The sequence below is a fragment of the Neoroseomonas eburnea genome, from assembly GCF_018129005.1.
GTDB classification, from domain to species: domain Bacteria; phylum Pseudomonadota; class Alphaproteobacteria; order Acetobacterales; family Acetobacteraceae; genus Neoroseomonas; species Neoroseomonas eburnea.
In genome coordinates, this window is sequence record NZ_JAAEDL010000012.1 from 114694 (window position 1) to 130097 (window position 15404).

Here is a 15404-nt window from a genome sequence, read left to right on the forward strand (position 1 = left end):
GCAGGACTTGTCCATGAAGGCGAAGCGAGTGCTCGTGACAGGGGCCGGGGGTTTCATCGGCAGCCATCTCGTGCAGGGCCTGCTCACCGCCGGCGCCGAGGTCACGGCACTGCTCCGCTACAACGCCGATGCGGCGATCGGCAATCTGAGGCTGCTGCCCAGGGACGAACTCGACACAGTGCAGGTCGTGCACGGCGACCTCAACGATGCCGACTTCATCCGGCGGCTGGTCGCCAAGTGCGAGGTGGTGTTCCATCTCGGCGCGCTGATCGCCATCCCGCATTCCTACGCGGCGCCGCGCAGCTACATCCAGACGAACGTCGAGGGCACGCTGAACGTGCTGGAGGCCGTGCGCGCCGGCGGGCAGCGTCTGGTGCACACCAGCACCTCCGAGGTCTATGGCAGCGCCCGCTACGTGCCGATCGACGAGGCCCATCCGCTGCAGGCGCAGTCGCCCTATGCGGCTACCAAGATCGCCGCCGACAAGCTGGTGGAAAGCTACGTGCGCTCCTTCGGCATCAAGGCCGTGACTGTCAGGCCCTTCAACACCTTCGGCCCGCGCCAATCGGCGCGCGCCTTCATCCCGACGGTGATCGGGCAGGTGCTCGGCGGCGCCGAGGCGGTGAAGCTCGGCGCCACCACCCCGGTCCGTGACCTGACCTACGTGTCGGACACCGTCGCGGGCTTCATCACCGCGGCGGGTTGCGAGGCAGCCCAGGGCGGCTGCTTCAACCTCGGGACCGGGAGCGGCGCCTCGGTGGGGGAGGTGGCGAGCCGCATCATCGCGCTGATGGGCTCCGCGGCGCGCATCGAGCTCGACCCTGAGCGGCTGCGCCCGGCGGCGAGCGAGGTCGACCGCCTGGTCTCGGCGAACGGCGCCTTCACCGCGGTCAGCGGATGGCGCCCGGCGGTATCGCTCGACGAGGGCCTGCGGCGGACGATCGCCTTCTTCGACACGCATCGTGACCTGCTGCCGAAGTCCGGATACGTGACATGAAAGCGGGAGCGATCCAGGCCATCGTCATGGCCGGCGGCAAGGGGACACGCCTGCTGCCCTACACCGCGGTCATGCCGAAGCCGCTGATGCCGATCGGCGATGCGCCGGTGCTGGAGCGGCTTCTGCGCCAGCTTGGCCGCGCAGGGCTGCGGCGGATATGCCTTGCGGTGCTGCACCATCGCCAGCTGATCCAGGCGTATTTCGGCGACGGCCGCAGCCTGGGGCTCGAGATCAGCTACGCGATCGAGGACCACCCGCTCGGCACCTGCGGTCCGGTCTCCCAGGTCATCGACGCGATGGAACCGGATTTCCTGCTGCTGAATGCGGATCTCTTCACCGACCTCGGCTTCGCCGCGCTGCTCGCAAGCCATCGGGAGAAGAGCGCGGATGCGACGGTCGCCCTGCAGCGCCGTCTCGTCACGCAGGAGTTCGGCGTTGCCGACGTGGACGAGCAGGGCCGGATCACGGCGTTGCGCGAGAAACCCACCGCCGAGCACCACCTCGTGATGGGCGTCTATGCGCTGCGGCGGGAGGCGATACGGCCCTGGCTCCGGCCGGGCCAGCGGCTCGACATGCCGGAGCTGCTCGACCGCATGCTCCTGGCCGGCCTCAAGGTGGATGGATTCGCGCGCGATTGCGTGTGGCTCGATATCGGGCGCCCCGAGGACTATGCGCGCGCGCAGGAGATGGCGCTGAACCCCGAACCAGCGGTACCGGGGCGCGTGGCCCGCATCGCATGATGGATGTCGCGCCGCCGAAGCTGGTCCACCGGCCCTGCCCGGACAGCGGCTGCTGGGAGCATGCGACCTTCGCCGCCTGGCTGCTCGGGGCGCTGCGCCCGCGGCGATGCGCGGGCAGTGGCGATGCCTTCGCGATGCTGCGCTGCCTGGCGGCGCAGGGCGGTCACGACACCGAGTTCGAGGAGGCGGCAGCGGAGCCTGCCGGCGACGCCGAACTCATCGTGCTCGAAGCGGCTGCCGGGGAATGCGATTCGCGCGGCATCGGGAAACCTTGGCGCGGAGCGGTGCGGCCAGGCGCGATCCTCCTGCTGCACGGGGCGCCGCCGGAGACGTGGCGCGAGTCGATGCTGGACGGCCCGGCGCGACACCTTTCAGCGGGCCGGGGCCTTGCCGTGCTGCGCGGCCCTGGCGCGTCGGAGCCGGCAATACTGTGGAGCCTCTCCCCGGCCGCATTCCAACGCGCCGCGGAGCGCTGCGCCGCTGTCAACGCGGCGTGGCTCGCGGCGCAGCGGCTCGCTGAGGCCGAGGTGGCGAACGAGATGCTCCGCCGGCGCCTCGATCGCCAGGAGCAGCTGTCGGTCCGCAGTCGCGTCGCACCACATCCGCCACGACCGGTTCCGCCTGGCCCGGCCGGCAGCGAAGTCTACAACGTGACCCGCGACCTCGCGGACCTGCTGCGGCAATGGGCGCGCAGGCTGCCGCCATGGGTGCGCAGCCCGTTGCGGCGAGGCCTCGTCGGCTTCATCCACCTGACGCGCGGCGAGATCCGGCCGCCGGCGCGCAGCTTCCTGCGGCGGCGACGCGATTTTGCGGTGCTGCGCGACAGCGGCTTCTTCGACGCGGAGTGGTATAGTGCACGCCACCCCGAGATCGCGTCCTCCGGGCTGCATCCCCTGGCGCATTTCCTCCGCTTCGGGATTCGCACGCAGGACGAGGTGTCGCCCCGCTTCGACGGCGCCTGGTACCTGGCGCAAAACCCCGATCTTCGCGACAGCGCCGAGCACCCGTTGCTGCACTACCTCCGGTACGGACGTGCGGAGGGGCGGGCCATTCGCCCCCACGCTCCGCCGGAGGATGCCGCGGTCGCCGAGGAGCGAAGGAGGGCCGTCGAACGCCGCCTGGGCTTGCATCTCGCTCGCGCGACGCTCTTTCCGGTGACCATCGGCATGGTCGTGCCGGCGGGGATGGAGGCCACGTCCCTGCGCCGGGCCGTGGCGGCGGCGACCGCCGGCCTGGAGCGGATCGGCCAGGTCGAGGCGGGGCGCATCCTGGTCCTCGGCCTGGGCGAGCGGCTGCATCCGGCCATGTTGGCCGAATGGCCCGCCGCCATCGTGCCGCTGCGACAGGGGCTGTCGCCGGCCGCGGCGCACAACCGCCTGATGGACATGGCCTTCGGCCAAGGCGCCGAGATCCACCTCACCCTCAGCGCCGCAGGGCTGCTCCATCCCGACGCGATCGCCGCCATGGTACGGATGCTGCGCGCCGCCGGGCGGCAGGCGCTGGTCGGCGCGCGGCGGGCGTCGGAGCCGAATGGAGGGGGGGAGACGTTCGAGGTGCCGTGGCTCTCCAGCCCCTGCATCGCCATACCGAAGGGCGTCCACGCCGCCATCGGCGCGTTCGACACGCGCTTCGCCGCGCAGGGCGCGGATATCGACCTCTCATGGCGCGCGCGGGCGCGAGGCTACGAATTGCTTCTCTGTCCATCGGCACTGTTCCAGGACACGTCGGCACCGCCAATGCCGACGGAGGCACTGCAGGCCTCCTATCTCCTGGCGCGGAAATGGGGCGATACGGGCGCCGCGCATGCCGCGGCGCAGGACCTGGAGCGGATCGGCGCGCCGCTGCCCGACGGTTCGCCCGAAGTCGAGCCGGCCGTTCCGGGCATCGCATGCTTCGAATTCGACCTCGCCGGGCTGCGGTCGCCATGGTGAAGCCGGAGGTCCTCGCGCTGCTTCGCCCGGATGGCGATGCGGCTGCCGGCGACGTGGAGGTCACGGCCTTCTCGCTGCTCGGCCAGACCGATACGGCGCTGCGGGTCCTGGTCGACCTTCGGGCGCTGGCGCCGGAGGATGCGCGTCGCCTCGCGGTGCGGCTTGCCGATCTCTACGCCCTGCCTGGCGCGCCGCCGCTGGAGATCGCGCTGCCGGATGAGCCGGCGCCGCGCGACCCCGGCAGCGCGCTTCTCTGCCGCCTGCCGGCAGGCATCGCTCTCGAAGCCTTTGCGATCGCGGCGTTGCGCGAGGACGCAGGCGGTGAGGGACTGCGGCTGACGTCACGACGACCGGAAGGTCGCGCGCGTGGCGATTGGCTCGAGGCATGGCTCGCGCCTCGCGCCGCAGAGGCCGATGAGGGCCAGGCGCGCAGCTCCCCCCGTCGCGCGCGCGAGTGGCGTGCGCCGGCGCGCGCCGAGGCGACGCCACGGCCGGCCAGCGCGCCGCAGCCGGCGGAGACCGTCGGGCCGGCCGCGGAGATCGTCCGGCCGCCACCGATGCCGCCCGAGCTGCTCGGCGGTCTGGCACTGCCGCTCGCCTACCCGATACGCGCGCGATCCTGGCCGCGCATCGCGGTCCTGATCCATCTCCACTATGCCGAACTCGGCCCGGAGTTCCGCGAGCATCTGCGCCACATGCCCGGCCCGGCCGACCTCTACGTGACCACCGACACGCAGGCGAAGCGCGCGGCGCTGCAGACGTGCTTTGGCGGATGGCACGGCGGCTCGGTCGAGATCCGTGTCGTTCCCAATCGCGGACGGGACGTTGCGCCGCGCATCGTCGGCCTCGCCGAGGTGCACCGACGCTACGATCTGTGCCTGCACCTGCATGGCAAGCGATCGACCCACTGGGCCCGTGGCGAGGAGTGGCGACGCGACCTGCTGGCGACGTTGCTCGGCAGTCCCGGCATGGTGGCAGGTACCGTCGAGGCCTTCGCGCGCTGGCCGCGGCTCGGCATCATCCTGCCGCGCACATGGCCGCCCCTGCAGTCCGCGATCGACTGGGGGTGGGACTTCCTCCGGGCAAGAGCCCTCGCCGCACGCATGAACATCGACGTCAGTGCGGATCAGGTGCTCGATTTTCCTGCCGGCTCGATGTTCTGGTCGCGCGGGGACGCATTGCGGCCGCTGCTCGATCTGGATCTGAAGGTCACCGATTTCGAGGCCGAGGACGGGCTGCCGAACGGCAGCCTCGCTCACGCGATCGAGCGGCTCATGCTGCATGTCTGCGAAAAGGCAGGGTACCACTGGCTGCGGATCGGCGATCCGCGCCGATCCGTGCCCGGCAGCCTGCGCGCGGCGCGATCGCCGGCGGAACTGGACGAGATCGTCGCGACGAATGTCCTGCGGCTGACCGATCCGGTGCTCAATCCGCCCGCCCGGCCGGCCCGTGCCACCGCGGCGCCGCGCCTGCGCTTCCAGCCGGACCGGACTTCCCCTCCGAGGCTGACGCTCCTGGCGCGCGACATCGCCGGTCGGTCGCATGATGTGCATGACAGGGCACTTCCGCTCCTCGCGCGCATGAGCCTCGCGGCCGGCGAGGATCTTCGCATCCGGATCGCCGCCGAGGGTGGCATCGACCGGGCGTCGCTGCCCGCCGAGCTGGCCGAGGCCGAGGTAATGGACGTCTCCGCCATAGGCCTCGCCGCCGCCTTGCCGCTGGCGCGCGATGACGTGCTGCTCGCCACCTGCTGGCGGAGTGCCGCAGCCGCGCTGCACCTCCGGGAGATGCAGGCGGATCACCACGGTCTACCGGCCCCGCCGGCGTGGTTCCTGCCGGATGGGCAGGATGCGCCGGAAGAGTTTCGGCGTGCCGTGGAAGCGCGAGCCGGCGATTTTCTCGTCCTGTCCCATCCATCCTGCTCGCGGACGCGGTCTTTCCCCGACCGGGTCGCGCTGCCGCCGATCTGGGATCCGCAACTTCCCCTGCCGGCCGGGGAATGGAGCACGGAGGAGCAGCCTCTCCTGCTGGTCGATTGGCGGCCATCTCTCGATCCGGCGCTGCGTGACGCCGTGCAACGCCTGTTGGAAGGATGGGCGTCGTGCGATCCGATCGCTGCGTCACGCTGGCGGCTGCTTGGCCTTGGCGAGGCCGGGCAGGACATTATCCTGCCTGGAGGCGCGCTTCTCCACTGCCGGGCGCTGCCAGCGGGTGCGGAGCGCGCGGCGCTGCTGCGACGCGGACGGGCCGGCATCCTGCCGCCCTGGGGCCAGGTTCCCGGCCGGCTCGGCGGAGAGATGGCGGCCTATGGCCTCAACCTCTTGGGAACAGAATGCTGGCCCGCCGACGCCCCGGCGCTGCGGGACGCGCTGGCCTCGGTGCTGCAGTCGCCAAGACGCATGGGCCGCGCATCGGACCGTCCGCCCCCGCCCTTCGTGACGATGCGGGAACTCGACAGCCTCGCCGGTGCACTCGTACGGCGTGTGCTGTTCCCCAACGGGACGCGCGAGGCGGACTTGCGCGCAGCCGCCCGGATGGCGCCCTCGAGCCCGCACGCGATGACGGAGGAGATGGAGATCACGATGCACGGAAGCATGGCATGACGGGGCAGGCGGGGCCCGTCGAGGGCCGTCCGATGCGCGTGCTGGTTCTCGGTGCCGGCGGCATGCTTGGCCACGCCGCCTATCGCGTGCTGTCGGCCGGGCCGGGGCTGAGCGTCTTCGGCACGCTGCGCGGCGAAGGAGCGCTGCGGCACTTCCCGGCGGAGTTGCAGGACAGGCTGCTCACGGGCATCGACGTGCTGGACACGGATCGCCTCGCCGCCTGCCTCGCGCAGACCCGGCCCGATGTCGTGCTGAACTGCGTCGGCCTGGTGAAGCAGCACCAGGCGGCGGAGGATCCGCTGTCCGCCCTGCCGATCAACGCGCTCCTGCCGCACCGCCTGGCGCGGCTCTGCACGCTGATGGGCGCGAGGCTGGTGCATGTCAGCACCGACTGCGTCTTCCGCGGGGACCGAGGCAGCTACACCGAATCCGATGCGCCCGATGCGGCCGACCTTTACGGGCGCTCCAAGCTGCTGGGAGAGGTCGATGCGCCGAACGCCGTCACGCTGCGCACCAGCATCATCGGCCGCGAACTCGGCAGCCGGCACGGCCTTGTCGAATGGTTCCTCGGCGAGCCGGGGCCGGTGCGTGGCTTCACCCGCGCCGTGTTCAGCGGCCTGACGACGGACGAGCTCAGCCGCGTCATCCTGCGCCACGTCCTGCGCCGGCCGGAACTCCGCGGCGTGTGGCATGTCGCGGCGGCGCCGATCAGCAAGAATGACCTGATCCTGCTGCTGCGCGACGCCTATCGCCGCGACACGGAGATCCGCCCGGATGGCAGCGTGGTGCTCGACCGGTCCCTCGACGGAAGCCGCTTCCGGGCGGCGACGGGCTACACCGCGCCGGCGTGGCCCGAGATGATCCGCACCATGCGCGATGGAGCCTGTCTGCCATGAATCTCCGGGACGTCGTTCGCGGCAAGGTGGTGCTCGTCACCGGGGGCACCGGCTCCTTCGGTCATGCCGTCGTGCGGCGCTTCCTGGCCGCCGGGGTCGCGGAGATCCGGATCCTCTCCCGCGACGAGAAGAAGCAGGAGGACATGCGACTGCGCTTCGCGGATGCACGGCTGAAGTTCTTCCTGGGCGATGTGCGCGAATTCGCGAGCGTGCTGGACGCGATGCATGATGTGGATCTGGTGTTCCACGCCGCGGCGCTGAAGCAGGTGCCATCCTGCGAGTTCCATCCGATGGAGGCGGTGCGCACCAACGTCCTCGGCGCCGAGAACGTCATCACCGCCGCCATCGCCTGCAAGGTCGCGCGGGTGGTGGCGCTCAGCACGGACAAGGCGGTCTACCCGATCAATGCCATGGGCCTGTCGAAGGCGCTGATGGAGAAGATCACCGTTGCGAAGAGCCGCGCCGCCGGCGGCACCGTGCTCTGCGCCACGCGCTACGGCAACGTCATGGCGTCGCGCGGCTCCGTCATTCCGCACTTCGTGCGCCAGATCCGCGAGGGGCGGCCGATGACCGTGACCGATCCGGACATGACGCGCTTCCTGATGTCGCTCGAGGAGTCGGTGGACCTCGTGCTCCATGCCTATGCCCATGCGGAGCAGGGCGACATCTTCGTGCGCAAGGCACCCGCCTGCACCGTCGCCGACCTTGCCGAGGCGGTGCGCCGTGTCTTCGACAGCGATGCGCCGGTCGAGGTGATCGGCACGCGACATGGCGAGAAGCTGTACGAGACCCTCGTCTCGCGCGAGGAAATGGTGCGCGCCGACGACATGGGCGATTTCTACCGGATCCGCCCGGACACGCGCGATCTGAACTACGACAAGTTCTGCAGCGACGGGGAGAAGCTCATCTCCATCGCGGAGGACTACACGAGCCACAACACGCGGCGGCTCGATGCGGAGGAGGTGGCGGCGGTCCTGCGTGGTCTCGACTACATCCGCCATGCGCGTACGGGCATCCTGGAGCCGGCCTGAGACCATGCGCAAGGTGATGACGATCGTCGGGACGAGGCCCGAGCTGATCAAGATGAGCCTCGTGATCGAGCGGCTCGACCGGCTGACCCGGCATGTGCTGGTGCATACCGGGCAGAATCACGACTACACGCTCAATCGCGTCTTCTTCGATGAACTCGGGATCCGCGAGCCGGACCACTTCCTCGCGGTGGCGGGCGGCGGGCCGATGGAGGCGATCGCCCGGGTCCTGACGGCCACCGACGCGGTGCTCGAACAGGAGCGGCCGGAGGCGGTGCTCATCTACGGCGACACCAATTCCGGCCTTGCCGTCATGGCGGCGAAGCGGCGCCGGATCCCGGTGTTCCACATGGAGGCGGGCAACCGCTGCTTCGACCAGCGGGTGCCGGAGGAACTCAACCGCAAGGTCATCGACCACCTCAGCGACATCAACATGACGCTGACCGAGCACGCCCGCCGCTACCTGCTGGCGGAGGGCCTGCCGCCCGAGCGCGTCTTCAAGGTCGGCTCGCACATGGCGCAGGTGCTCGACCGCTTCCGCGACAGGATCGACGCATCCGACTGTCTCGCGCGGCTCGGACTGCAGTCCAGCCGGTACTTCGTGGTGAGCCTGCACCGGGAGGAGAATGTCGACGACCCCGATCGCCTGGCGGCGTTCCTGAGTTGCCTCGATGCCCTGGCGGAGAGCTTCGGCTGGCCGGTCATCGTCTCGACGCATCCGCGCACGCGCAAGCGCCTGCCGGAGATCCCGCCGACGGCACGCTCCGGCCTGATCCGCTTCATGCCCCCCTTCGGTTTCCCGGACTATGTGCACCTGCAGATGCATGCGCATTGCGTGCTGTCCGACAGCGGGACGATCACCGAGGAGGCCTCGCTGCTCGACATCCCGGCGGTGACCTTGCGGAACTCGCATGAGCGGCCGGAGGGCATGGACGCCGGGACCCTGCTGATGTCCTCCCTCGATCCGGCGCGCGTCCTGGATGCGGTGCGCTGCGCGAGGGACGGCATCGGCGAGCGCCGCGCCGGCCGCGTTCCGGACTACGAGGCGGGCGACGTGGCGGGAAAGGTCGTCCGCATCGTCCTCTCCTACATCGACTACGTGAACCGCGAGGTGTGGCGCAAGCATCCATAGCAGCGGCAGGATCGGTCCCGCGCATGTGGAAGCGGCTGCGGATGGCGAATGCTATCCCTCCGTTCGCTCGGCGCGTGGCGCAGCCGGCGGCAGGGGCGGCACTTCCCGGCTGCCTTCCTGCCGGTCCCGGTAGACCGCTGCGCGCGCAAGCAGCATCAGCGTCACGGGCGTGGTGATGACCATGAAGGCCGCGATCAGGATCTCGTGCAGCACGAGGCGGCTCTGCAGGATGGAAAAGCACAGCATCGATGCCAGCAGCACGCAGCCGATGCCGAGCGTCGTGCCGAGGGTCGGGGCGTGCATGCGGTCGTAGAAGCTGCGCAGCCTCACCAGCCCGATCGAGCCGGCGAGCGCCAGCCCGGCGCCCAGCAGCAGCAGCGCCGCGACGGGCAGTGCCGCCCAGAGCGGCAGGTCTGCCGCATGGGTCACTCGATCACCTCGCCGCGCATGAGGAACTTGGACAGCGCCGCGGTGGCGACGAAGCCCAGAAGCGTGATGAGCAGCGCCGCGTGGAAGTAGTGGGTGCTGCCGGTGCGGATACCGAATACCAGCATCAGGATAGCGGCGTTGACATACATGGTGTCGAGCGCGAGGACCCTGTCCTGTGCCCGCGGCCCGCGCAGGATGCGCATGACGGAGCAGCCCATCGCGACGGCGAGCATGATCTGCGCCGCCAGCACCGCGGCCGCCAGGACCGTCGCACTCATTCGAAGATCTCCATCAGCCGCCGCTCCCAGCGATCCTTGACGATACGGACCCAGGCCTCCTCGTCGATCAGGTCAAGCACATGCAGCAGCATGGTGCCGTCCGAGGAATCGTATTCCACCCAGACCGTGCCCGGCGTGGCTGTGAGGATGCAGGCGAGTGCGGCCAGGCCGTAGGGGCTTCGCATGTCGAGCGGCACGCGGACGAAGCCCGAGCGGCGCGTCTTCGCACCCCCCGGCCGCAGGATGATCCGGGCGACCGCGTTGTTCGATCGGACGATCTCCACGAGGATGTCGCGCAGCAGCCCGGGCACGGAGGAGAGGCGCCTCAGGCTCAGCTTCGGCGGCGCCAGCGCCGCGAGCGCGGCCGAGCCGGCGATTGCAAGGACCGCGCCGAGCAGGAGGCTGCCGGGAGAGACGTTCCCGGTCAGCAGCAGCCACATGGCGAACAGCCCGAGCGTCGCGACGCAAGTGGGCAGCCGACGCCTCACCCGCCGCCCCCCCGCGCCGCGACGGGCGCCGTCAGCACGCCATGCAGGTAGTCCGTCGGCGCATGCAGCGCGCGCGCCGCGGCCTGCATGTAGTCCATGGCCGGCCCCGCCCCCAGCGTGAGCGCGCCGCACAGCATCAGCAGCAGCGCCACGGGCGCGATCTCGACAAGGCCGATGCGCGGCACCCGTCCGGCAGGCGAGGCCCAGAAGACGTCGATGCCCACGCGCAGCATCGCCACGACGGTCGCGAGGCCGGACAGGATCAGCGCGGCCATCAGCGCCCAGGTCGCGGCAGGTACGGCGGGCTCTCCGGACCCGAGCAGAGGCGCCAGGATGGCAAACTTCGCGAGGAAGCCGGACAGCGGCGGCAGGCCCGCCAGCAGCAGCGCGCAGGTCATGAAGCTCATGCCGAGCAGCGCCACCGTCCCGGGGATCGCCACCCCGACCTCGTCGTGCTCCTGCAACTCGTCCTCCTCCTCGCCGGAGCCGAAGGCCTCGCGGGTCACGGCGAGCACGTCGGCGCCCACCTCGCGCCCGCGCTCGACCAGTTCGATGAGCAGGAAGAAGGCGCCGATGGCGAGCACCGAGCTGGCCAGGTAGAACAGCGCCCCGCCGGTCACCGCCACCTGGCCCGCGCCGATCGCGGCGAGCAGCGTGCCGGAGGAGACCAGCACGCTCGCCCCCGCGAGGCGCGGCAGGTTCTGCGTGGCCAGCACCGCGATCGAGCCGAAGGCGATGGTGAACAGGCCGCCCGCCAGCAGCCAGGCGCCGCCGAACCCGGCGGAGGCGCCGGCCTCGCCGCCGAACAGCAGCAGCCAGACGCGCAGCACCGCGTAGATCCCCACCTTGCTGAGGATGGAGAGGATCGCGGCCGCCGGTGTGCTCGCCGCGGCGTAGGTGGCCGGCAGCCAAAAGCCGAGCGGCCACATCGCCGCCTTGACCAGAAAGGCGATGCCGAGGACGGCAAGGCCGGTTTCGAGCAGCGCCCGGTCCTCGACGGCCACGTCGCGCATCCGTGCCGCGAGGTCCGCCATGTTGAGCGTGCCGGCGATGCCGTAGACCGCGCTGACGCCGACCAGGAACAGCAGCGAGGCGACCAGGTTGATGACGATGTAGTGCAGCCCCGCCCGCACGCGCGCAACGCCCGAGCCATGCAGGGCCATGCCGTAGGAGGCGGCGAGCATCACCTCGAAGAAGACGAACAGGTTGAACAGGTCGCCGGTCAGGAAGGCGCCGTTCAGACCCATGAGCTGGAACTGGAACAGCGGATGGAAATGCGTCCCCGCGCGATGCCATCGCGCGAGCGAGAAGACGAAGGCCGAGAAGCCCAGCACCGCCGCCAGCGCGAGCATCAGCGCCGAGAGCCGGTCGAGCACCAGCACGATGCCGAACAGGGAGGGCCAGTCGCCCAGCCGGTAGACGCCCACCACCGGCGCATCGGCGAGTCGCAGCAGCACGACGGACAGCACGACCAGCGTGACGGTCGAGCACAGGCCGAGCAGCACCGTCAGGCGTCGCCCGCGGTCGCCGGCGAGGACCATGGCGGCGCCGGCCAGCATCGGCACGACGATCGGCGCGATCAGCAGGTGGCCCATCCAGCCGCTCACCGCTCACGCTCCCGGCCGTCCACATGGTCGGTGCCGGTCAGGCCGCGGGCGGCCAGCAGGACCACCAGCAGCAGTGCGGTGGTCGCGAAGCCGATGACGATCGCCGTCAGCACCAGCGCTTGGGGCAGCGGGTCGGTGTAGCGCGCCAGGGTCCCGGCCTCGCCGGGTTCGAGGATGGCGGCCGCGCCGCTGCGCAGCCCGCCGGTCGAGAAGATGAAGAGGTTCGCAGCGTAGGACAGCAGCGCGAGCCCGATGATGACCTGGAAGGTGCGCGGCCGCAGCAACAGCCACACGCCCGAGCCGGTGAGCACGCCGATGCCGATGGCGACGACGAGTTCCATCAATCGTCCCCCGCCGATGCGGCCGCCCTGCGCGGGGAGGCACGGTGGCCACGGACGGATTGATGCGCCAGCGCGATGAGCATGAGCAGCGTGGCGCCGACGACCAGCGCGAAGACCCCGATGTCGAAGATCAGCGCGCTGGCGGTCGGCACCTTGCCGATGACGGGCAGCTCCGCATAGGCGAAGTAGGAGGTCATGAAGGGGCGGCCGAACAGCCAGGCGGCCAGCCCGGTGCCGCTCGCGACCAGCAGCCCGGTGCCGACCCAGAGCTGCGGCCTCAGGCGCAGCCTGTCCTCGGTCCAGTCCGTGCCACCGATCATGTACTGCAGGATGATCGCGATCGCCACGACCATGCCGGCCGAGAAGCCGCCGCCCGGCAGGTCGTGGCCGCGCAGCAGCAGGAACACCGCGACGATCAGCATGACGGGGAAGAGCAGCCGCGTCAGGGTGAAGGGCACCAGCAGCCAGTCGGCGACGCGGCCCGCCTCGCCGTGCCCCGCGGCGGCGGCCTCCGCCGCCTGGTCGCGCTGCTGCTCGGGCAGCTCGACGCTGTCGGGCGCGGGGCGGAAGCGGCGCAGCAGCGCGTAGGTGGTCAGTGCCACGGCGGCGACGACGAAGATCTCGCCCAGCGTGTCGAAGCCGCGGAAGTCGACGAGGATGACGTTGACCGCATTGGTGCCGCCGCCCTCCGTATAGGCACGCTCGAGGAAATGCTGTGCGAGCAGCTCGGGCGGCGTGCGCGTCATCACCGCGAAGGACAGGGCCGCGAGGCCCGCGCCGGAGCCGATCGCGAGGGCGAGGTCGCGCAGCCGCCGCGTGCGCGTCAGCACCTCCGGACCGCGCTCCCCGGGGATCTGCACGCGCTTCGGCAGCCAGCGCAGGCCGAGCAGCAGCAGCACGGTGGTCACCACCTCGACGGTGAGCTGCGTCAGCGCCAGGTCGGGGGCGGAGAACCAGACGAAGGTCACGCAGACCACCAGCCCCACGCCGCCGACCAGGATCAGCGCGGCCAGCCGATGGAACTTGGCCAGCCATGCGGCGCCGAGGGCGCAGGCCGCGCCGACCGTCCAGACCAGTGCGAGCACCGGGTCGACCGGTGACGGCAGGAGGTTCCCGGGCCCGAAGCCGCGCAACCAGGCAGTGGCAGCCCCGGCGAGGATCGCGATGCCGACGATCAGGCGGAGCTGCGGCTGCAGGCGGCGCGTGCCGATGACCCCTTCCAGCCGCCGTGCCAGCCGCCAGGACAGGAAGACCATCACGCGCTCGAAGATGCGCTGGCCCTCGAGCCGCCGGAGCAGCGGCGGGCCCTCCATCCCGCTCAGCCGGCGCTGCAGCAGCAGGTAGATCGCCACCCCGCCCGCCAGGGCGATCAGGCTCATCAGCAGCGGCAGGTTGAAGCCGTGCCAGACCGCCAGGCTGTAGTAGGGCACGTCGTCGCCCAGCACGGAGCGCACGGCGACGGCGAGATAGGGGCCCACCGTGGCCGCCGGCAGCAGCCCGACCATGATGCAGGTCAGCACCAGGATCTCGACCGGGAAGCGCATCCAGCTCGCCGGTTCATGGGGTGTCCGCGGCAGGTCCTTCGGCACCGGCCCGAAGAAGGCTCCATGGATGAAGCGCAGCGAGTAGACGACGCTGAAGGCGCTCGCCAGCATCGCCGCGAGCGGCAGGATGTTGAGCAGGGGTGAGACCGGCACCGTGGCGGACAGCGCCTCGGCGAAGAACATCTCCTTGGAGATGAAGCCGTTCAGCAGCGGCACGCCGGCCATGGCCGCCGCGGCCACCATCGCGAGCCGCGCCGTGAAGGGCATGGTCTGGTTCAGGCCGGAGAGGCGCCTGATGTCGCGCGTGCCGGTCTCGTGGTCGATGATGCCCGCGGCCATGAACAGCGAGCACTTGAAGGCGGCGTGGTTGATGATGTGGAACACGGCGGCGACCAGCGCGAGCTCGCTCTTGAGCCCGAGCAGCAGCGTGATCAGCCCGAGATGGCTGATCGTGGAATAGGCGAGAAGCCCCTTCAGGTCGTTCTGGAAGATCGCGATGTAGGCGCCGATCAGCAGGGTGATCAGCCCCGCGAGGCCCACCGTCCAGGTCCAGGCGTCGGTGCCGGCCATCACCGGCCACAGCCGCGCCAGCAGGAAGACACCGGCCTTCACCAGTGTCGCCGAATGCAGATAGGCCGAGACAGGCGTCGGCGCCGCCATCGCGTGGGGCAGCCAGAAATGGAAGGGGAACTGCGCGCTCTTCGTGAGCGCGCCGAGCACCACCAGCAGCAGCGCCGGCAGGTAGAGCGGATGCTCCCGGATGCGATCGCCGGCGGCCAGCACGATGTCGAGGTCGTAGCTGCCGACGATGTGGCCCAGCACCAGGATGCCCCCGAACAGCGCCAGCCCGCCCGCGGCCGTGACGGTCAGCGCCATGCGCGCCCCGTCGCGCGCGGCCGCCGTGTGGTGCCAGTAGCCGATCAGCAGGAAGGAGAAGAGGCTCGTCAGCTCCCAGAAGAAGGCAAGCTGGATCAGGTTGCCGGAAATCACCACGCCGGTCATCGAACCCATGAAGGCCAGCAGGAAGGCGAAGAACCGCGGCACCGGATCGTCGGCCGACATGTAGTAGCGCGCGTAGAGCACCACGAGTGCGCCGATGCCGCTGACCATGCCGGCAAAGAGCCAGGCGAAGCCGTCCATGCGCAGCACGAGGTTCAGCCCGAGCCCCGGCATCCAGGCCAATTCGGCGCGCAGCACGCCGCCCTCCGAGACCGTCGGATAGGCCGTCCAGACGAGGGCGAGGCCGATGAGCGCGACCGCGCCCGCAAGTCCCGAGGCGAGGTCGCGCGCGCCGATCGGCAGAAGACCGGCCGTGATCGCGGCGGCGAAGGGCAGCCCGACCAGGGCGAGGAGGAGAACGGCGTCAGGCATCGCCCGTCTCGCGATGCCG

The 15404-nt window shown here is 70.7% G+C and carries 13 protein-coding genes; 7 read left to right on the top strand and 6 right to left on the bottom strand.

Annotated features, from left to right (window positions below; all coding sequences use genetic code 11):
• Positions 1 to 13: 13 nt before the first annotated feature.
• Genes GXW74_RS13820 through wecB form a run of 7 tightly spaced genes read left to right on the top strand, consistent with a single transcriptional unit; the run spans position 14 to position 9327 of the window.
• On the top strand, positions 14 to 997 hold the full coding sequence (locus tag GXW74_RS13820) for an SDR family NAD(P)-dependent oxidoreductase (RefSeq protein WP_211847099.1): 984 nt from the start codon (positions 14 to 16) through the stop codon (positions 995 to 997).
• Positions 994 to 1737 (top strand): nucleotidyltransferase family protein, encoded by a 744-nt coding sequence (locus tag GXW74_RS13825; RefSeq protein WP_211847100.1) that lies wholly within the window; start codon positions 994 to 996, stop codon positions 1735 to 1737. Before GXW74_RS13820 ends, GXW74_RS13825 begins: the two co-directional genes overlap by 4 nt.
• Positions 1734 to 3668, top strand: a complete 1935-nt coding sequence (locus tag GXW74_RS13830) for a glycosyltransferase family protein (RefSeq protein ID WP_211847101.1) — start codon at positions 1734 to 1736, stop codon at positions 3666 to 3668. Before GXW74_RS13825 ends, GXW74_RS13830 begins: the two co-directional genes overlap by 4 nt.
• The gene (locus GXW74_RS13835) at positions 3662 to 6271 is read left to right on the top strand and encodes a rhamnan synthesis F family protein (protein WP_211847102.1); all 2610 of its coding nucleotides are present in this window, start codon (positions 3662 to 3664) and stop codon (positions 6269 to 6271) included. The genes GXW74_RS13830 and GXW74_RS13835 overlap by 7 nt, the downstream gene beginning before the upstream one ends.
• A complete protein-coding gene (locus GXW74_RS13840; protein WP_211847103.1) occupies positions 6268 to 7167 on the top strand; it encodes a dTDP-4-dehydrorhamnose reductase family protein in 900 nt (299 codons plus the stop codon). Before GXW74_RS13835 ends, GXW74_RS13840 begins: the two co-directional genes overlap by 4 nt.
• The gene (locus GXW74_RS13845; protein WP_211847104.1) at positions 7164 to 8198 is read left to right on the top strand and encodes a polysaccharide biosynthesis protein; all 1035 of its coding nucleotides are present in this window, start codon (positions 7164 to 7166) and stop codon (positions 8196 to 8198) included. Before GXW74_RS13840 ends, GXW74_RS13845 begins: the two co-directional genes overlap by 4 nt.
• 4 nt (positions 8199 to 8202) lie before the next feature.
• Positions 8203 to 9327: a non-hydrolyzing UDP-N-acetylglucosamine 2-epimerase gene (gene wecB / locus GXW74_RS13850; RefSeq protein WP_211847105.1), complete on the top strand. Its 1125-nt coding sequence runs from the start codon at positions 8203 to 8205 to the stop codon at positions 9325 to 9327.
• 51 nt (positions 9328 to 9378) lie between these two features.
• Here wecB and mnhG read toward each other — a convergent pair whose 3' ends face one another.
• Genes mnhG through GXW74_RS13880 form a run of 6 tightly spaced genes read right to left on the bottom strand, consistent with a single transcriptional unit; the run spans position 9379 to position 15385 of the window.
• A complete protein-coding gene (gene mnhG / locus GXW74_RS13855) occupies positions 9379 to 9756 on the bottom strand; it encodes a monovalent cation/H(+) antiporter subunit G (RefSeq protein ID WP_211847106.1) in 378 nt (125 codons plus the stop codon).
• A complete protein-coding gene (locus GXW74_RS13860; RefSeq protein ID WP_211847107.1) occupies positions 9753 to 10034 on the bottom strand; it encodes a K+/H+ antiporter subunit F in 282 nt (93 codons plus the stop codon). The genes mnhG and GXW74_RS13860 overlap by 4 nt, the downstream gene beginning before the upstream one ends.
• Positions 10031 to 10522: a Na+/H+ antiporter subunit E gene (locus GXW74_RS13865; protein WP_338148233.1), complete on the bottom strand. Its 492-nt coding sequence runs from the start codon at positions 10520 to 10522 to the stop codon at positions 10031 to 10033. Before GXW74_RS13865 ends, GXW74_RS13860 begins: the two co-directional genes overlap by 4 nt.
• A complete protein-coding gene (locus tag GXW74_RS13870; RefSeq protein WP_338148234.1) occupies positions 10519 to 12129 on the bottom strand; it encodes a monovalent cation/H+ antiporter subunit D in 1611 nt (536 codons plus the stop codon). The genes GXW74_RS13865 and GXW74_RS13870 overlap by 4 nt, the downstream gene beginning before the upstream one ends.
• Positions 12126 to 12470 (bottom strand): Na+/H+ antiporter subunit C, encoded by a 345-nt coding sequence (locus GXW74_RS13875; protein ID WP_211847108.1) that lies wholly within the window; start codon positions 12468 to 12470, stop codon positions 12126 to 12128. Before GXW74_RS13875 ends, GXW74_RS13870 begins: the two co-directional genes overlap by 4 nt.
• Positions 12470 to 15385, bottom strand: a complete 2916-nt coding sequence (locus GXW74_RS13880; RefSeq protein ID WP_211847109.1) for a monovalent cation/H+ antiporter subunit A — start codon at positions 15383 to 15385, stop codon at positions 12470 to 12472. Before GXW74_RS13880 ends, GXW74_RS13875 begins: the two co-directional genes overlap by 1 nt.
• Between the last annotated feature and the right edge of the window lie 19 nt (positions 15386 to 15404).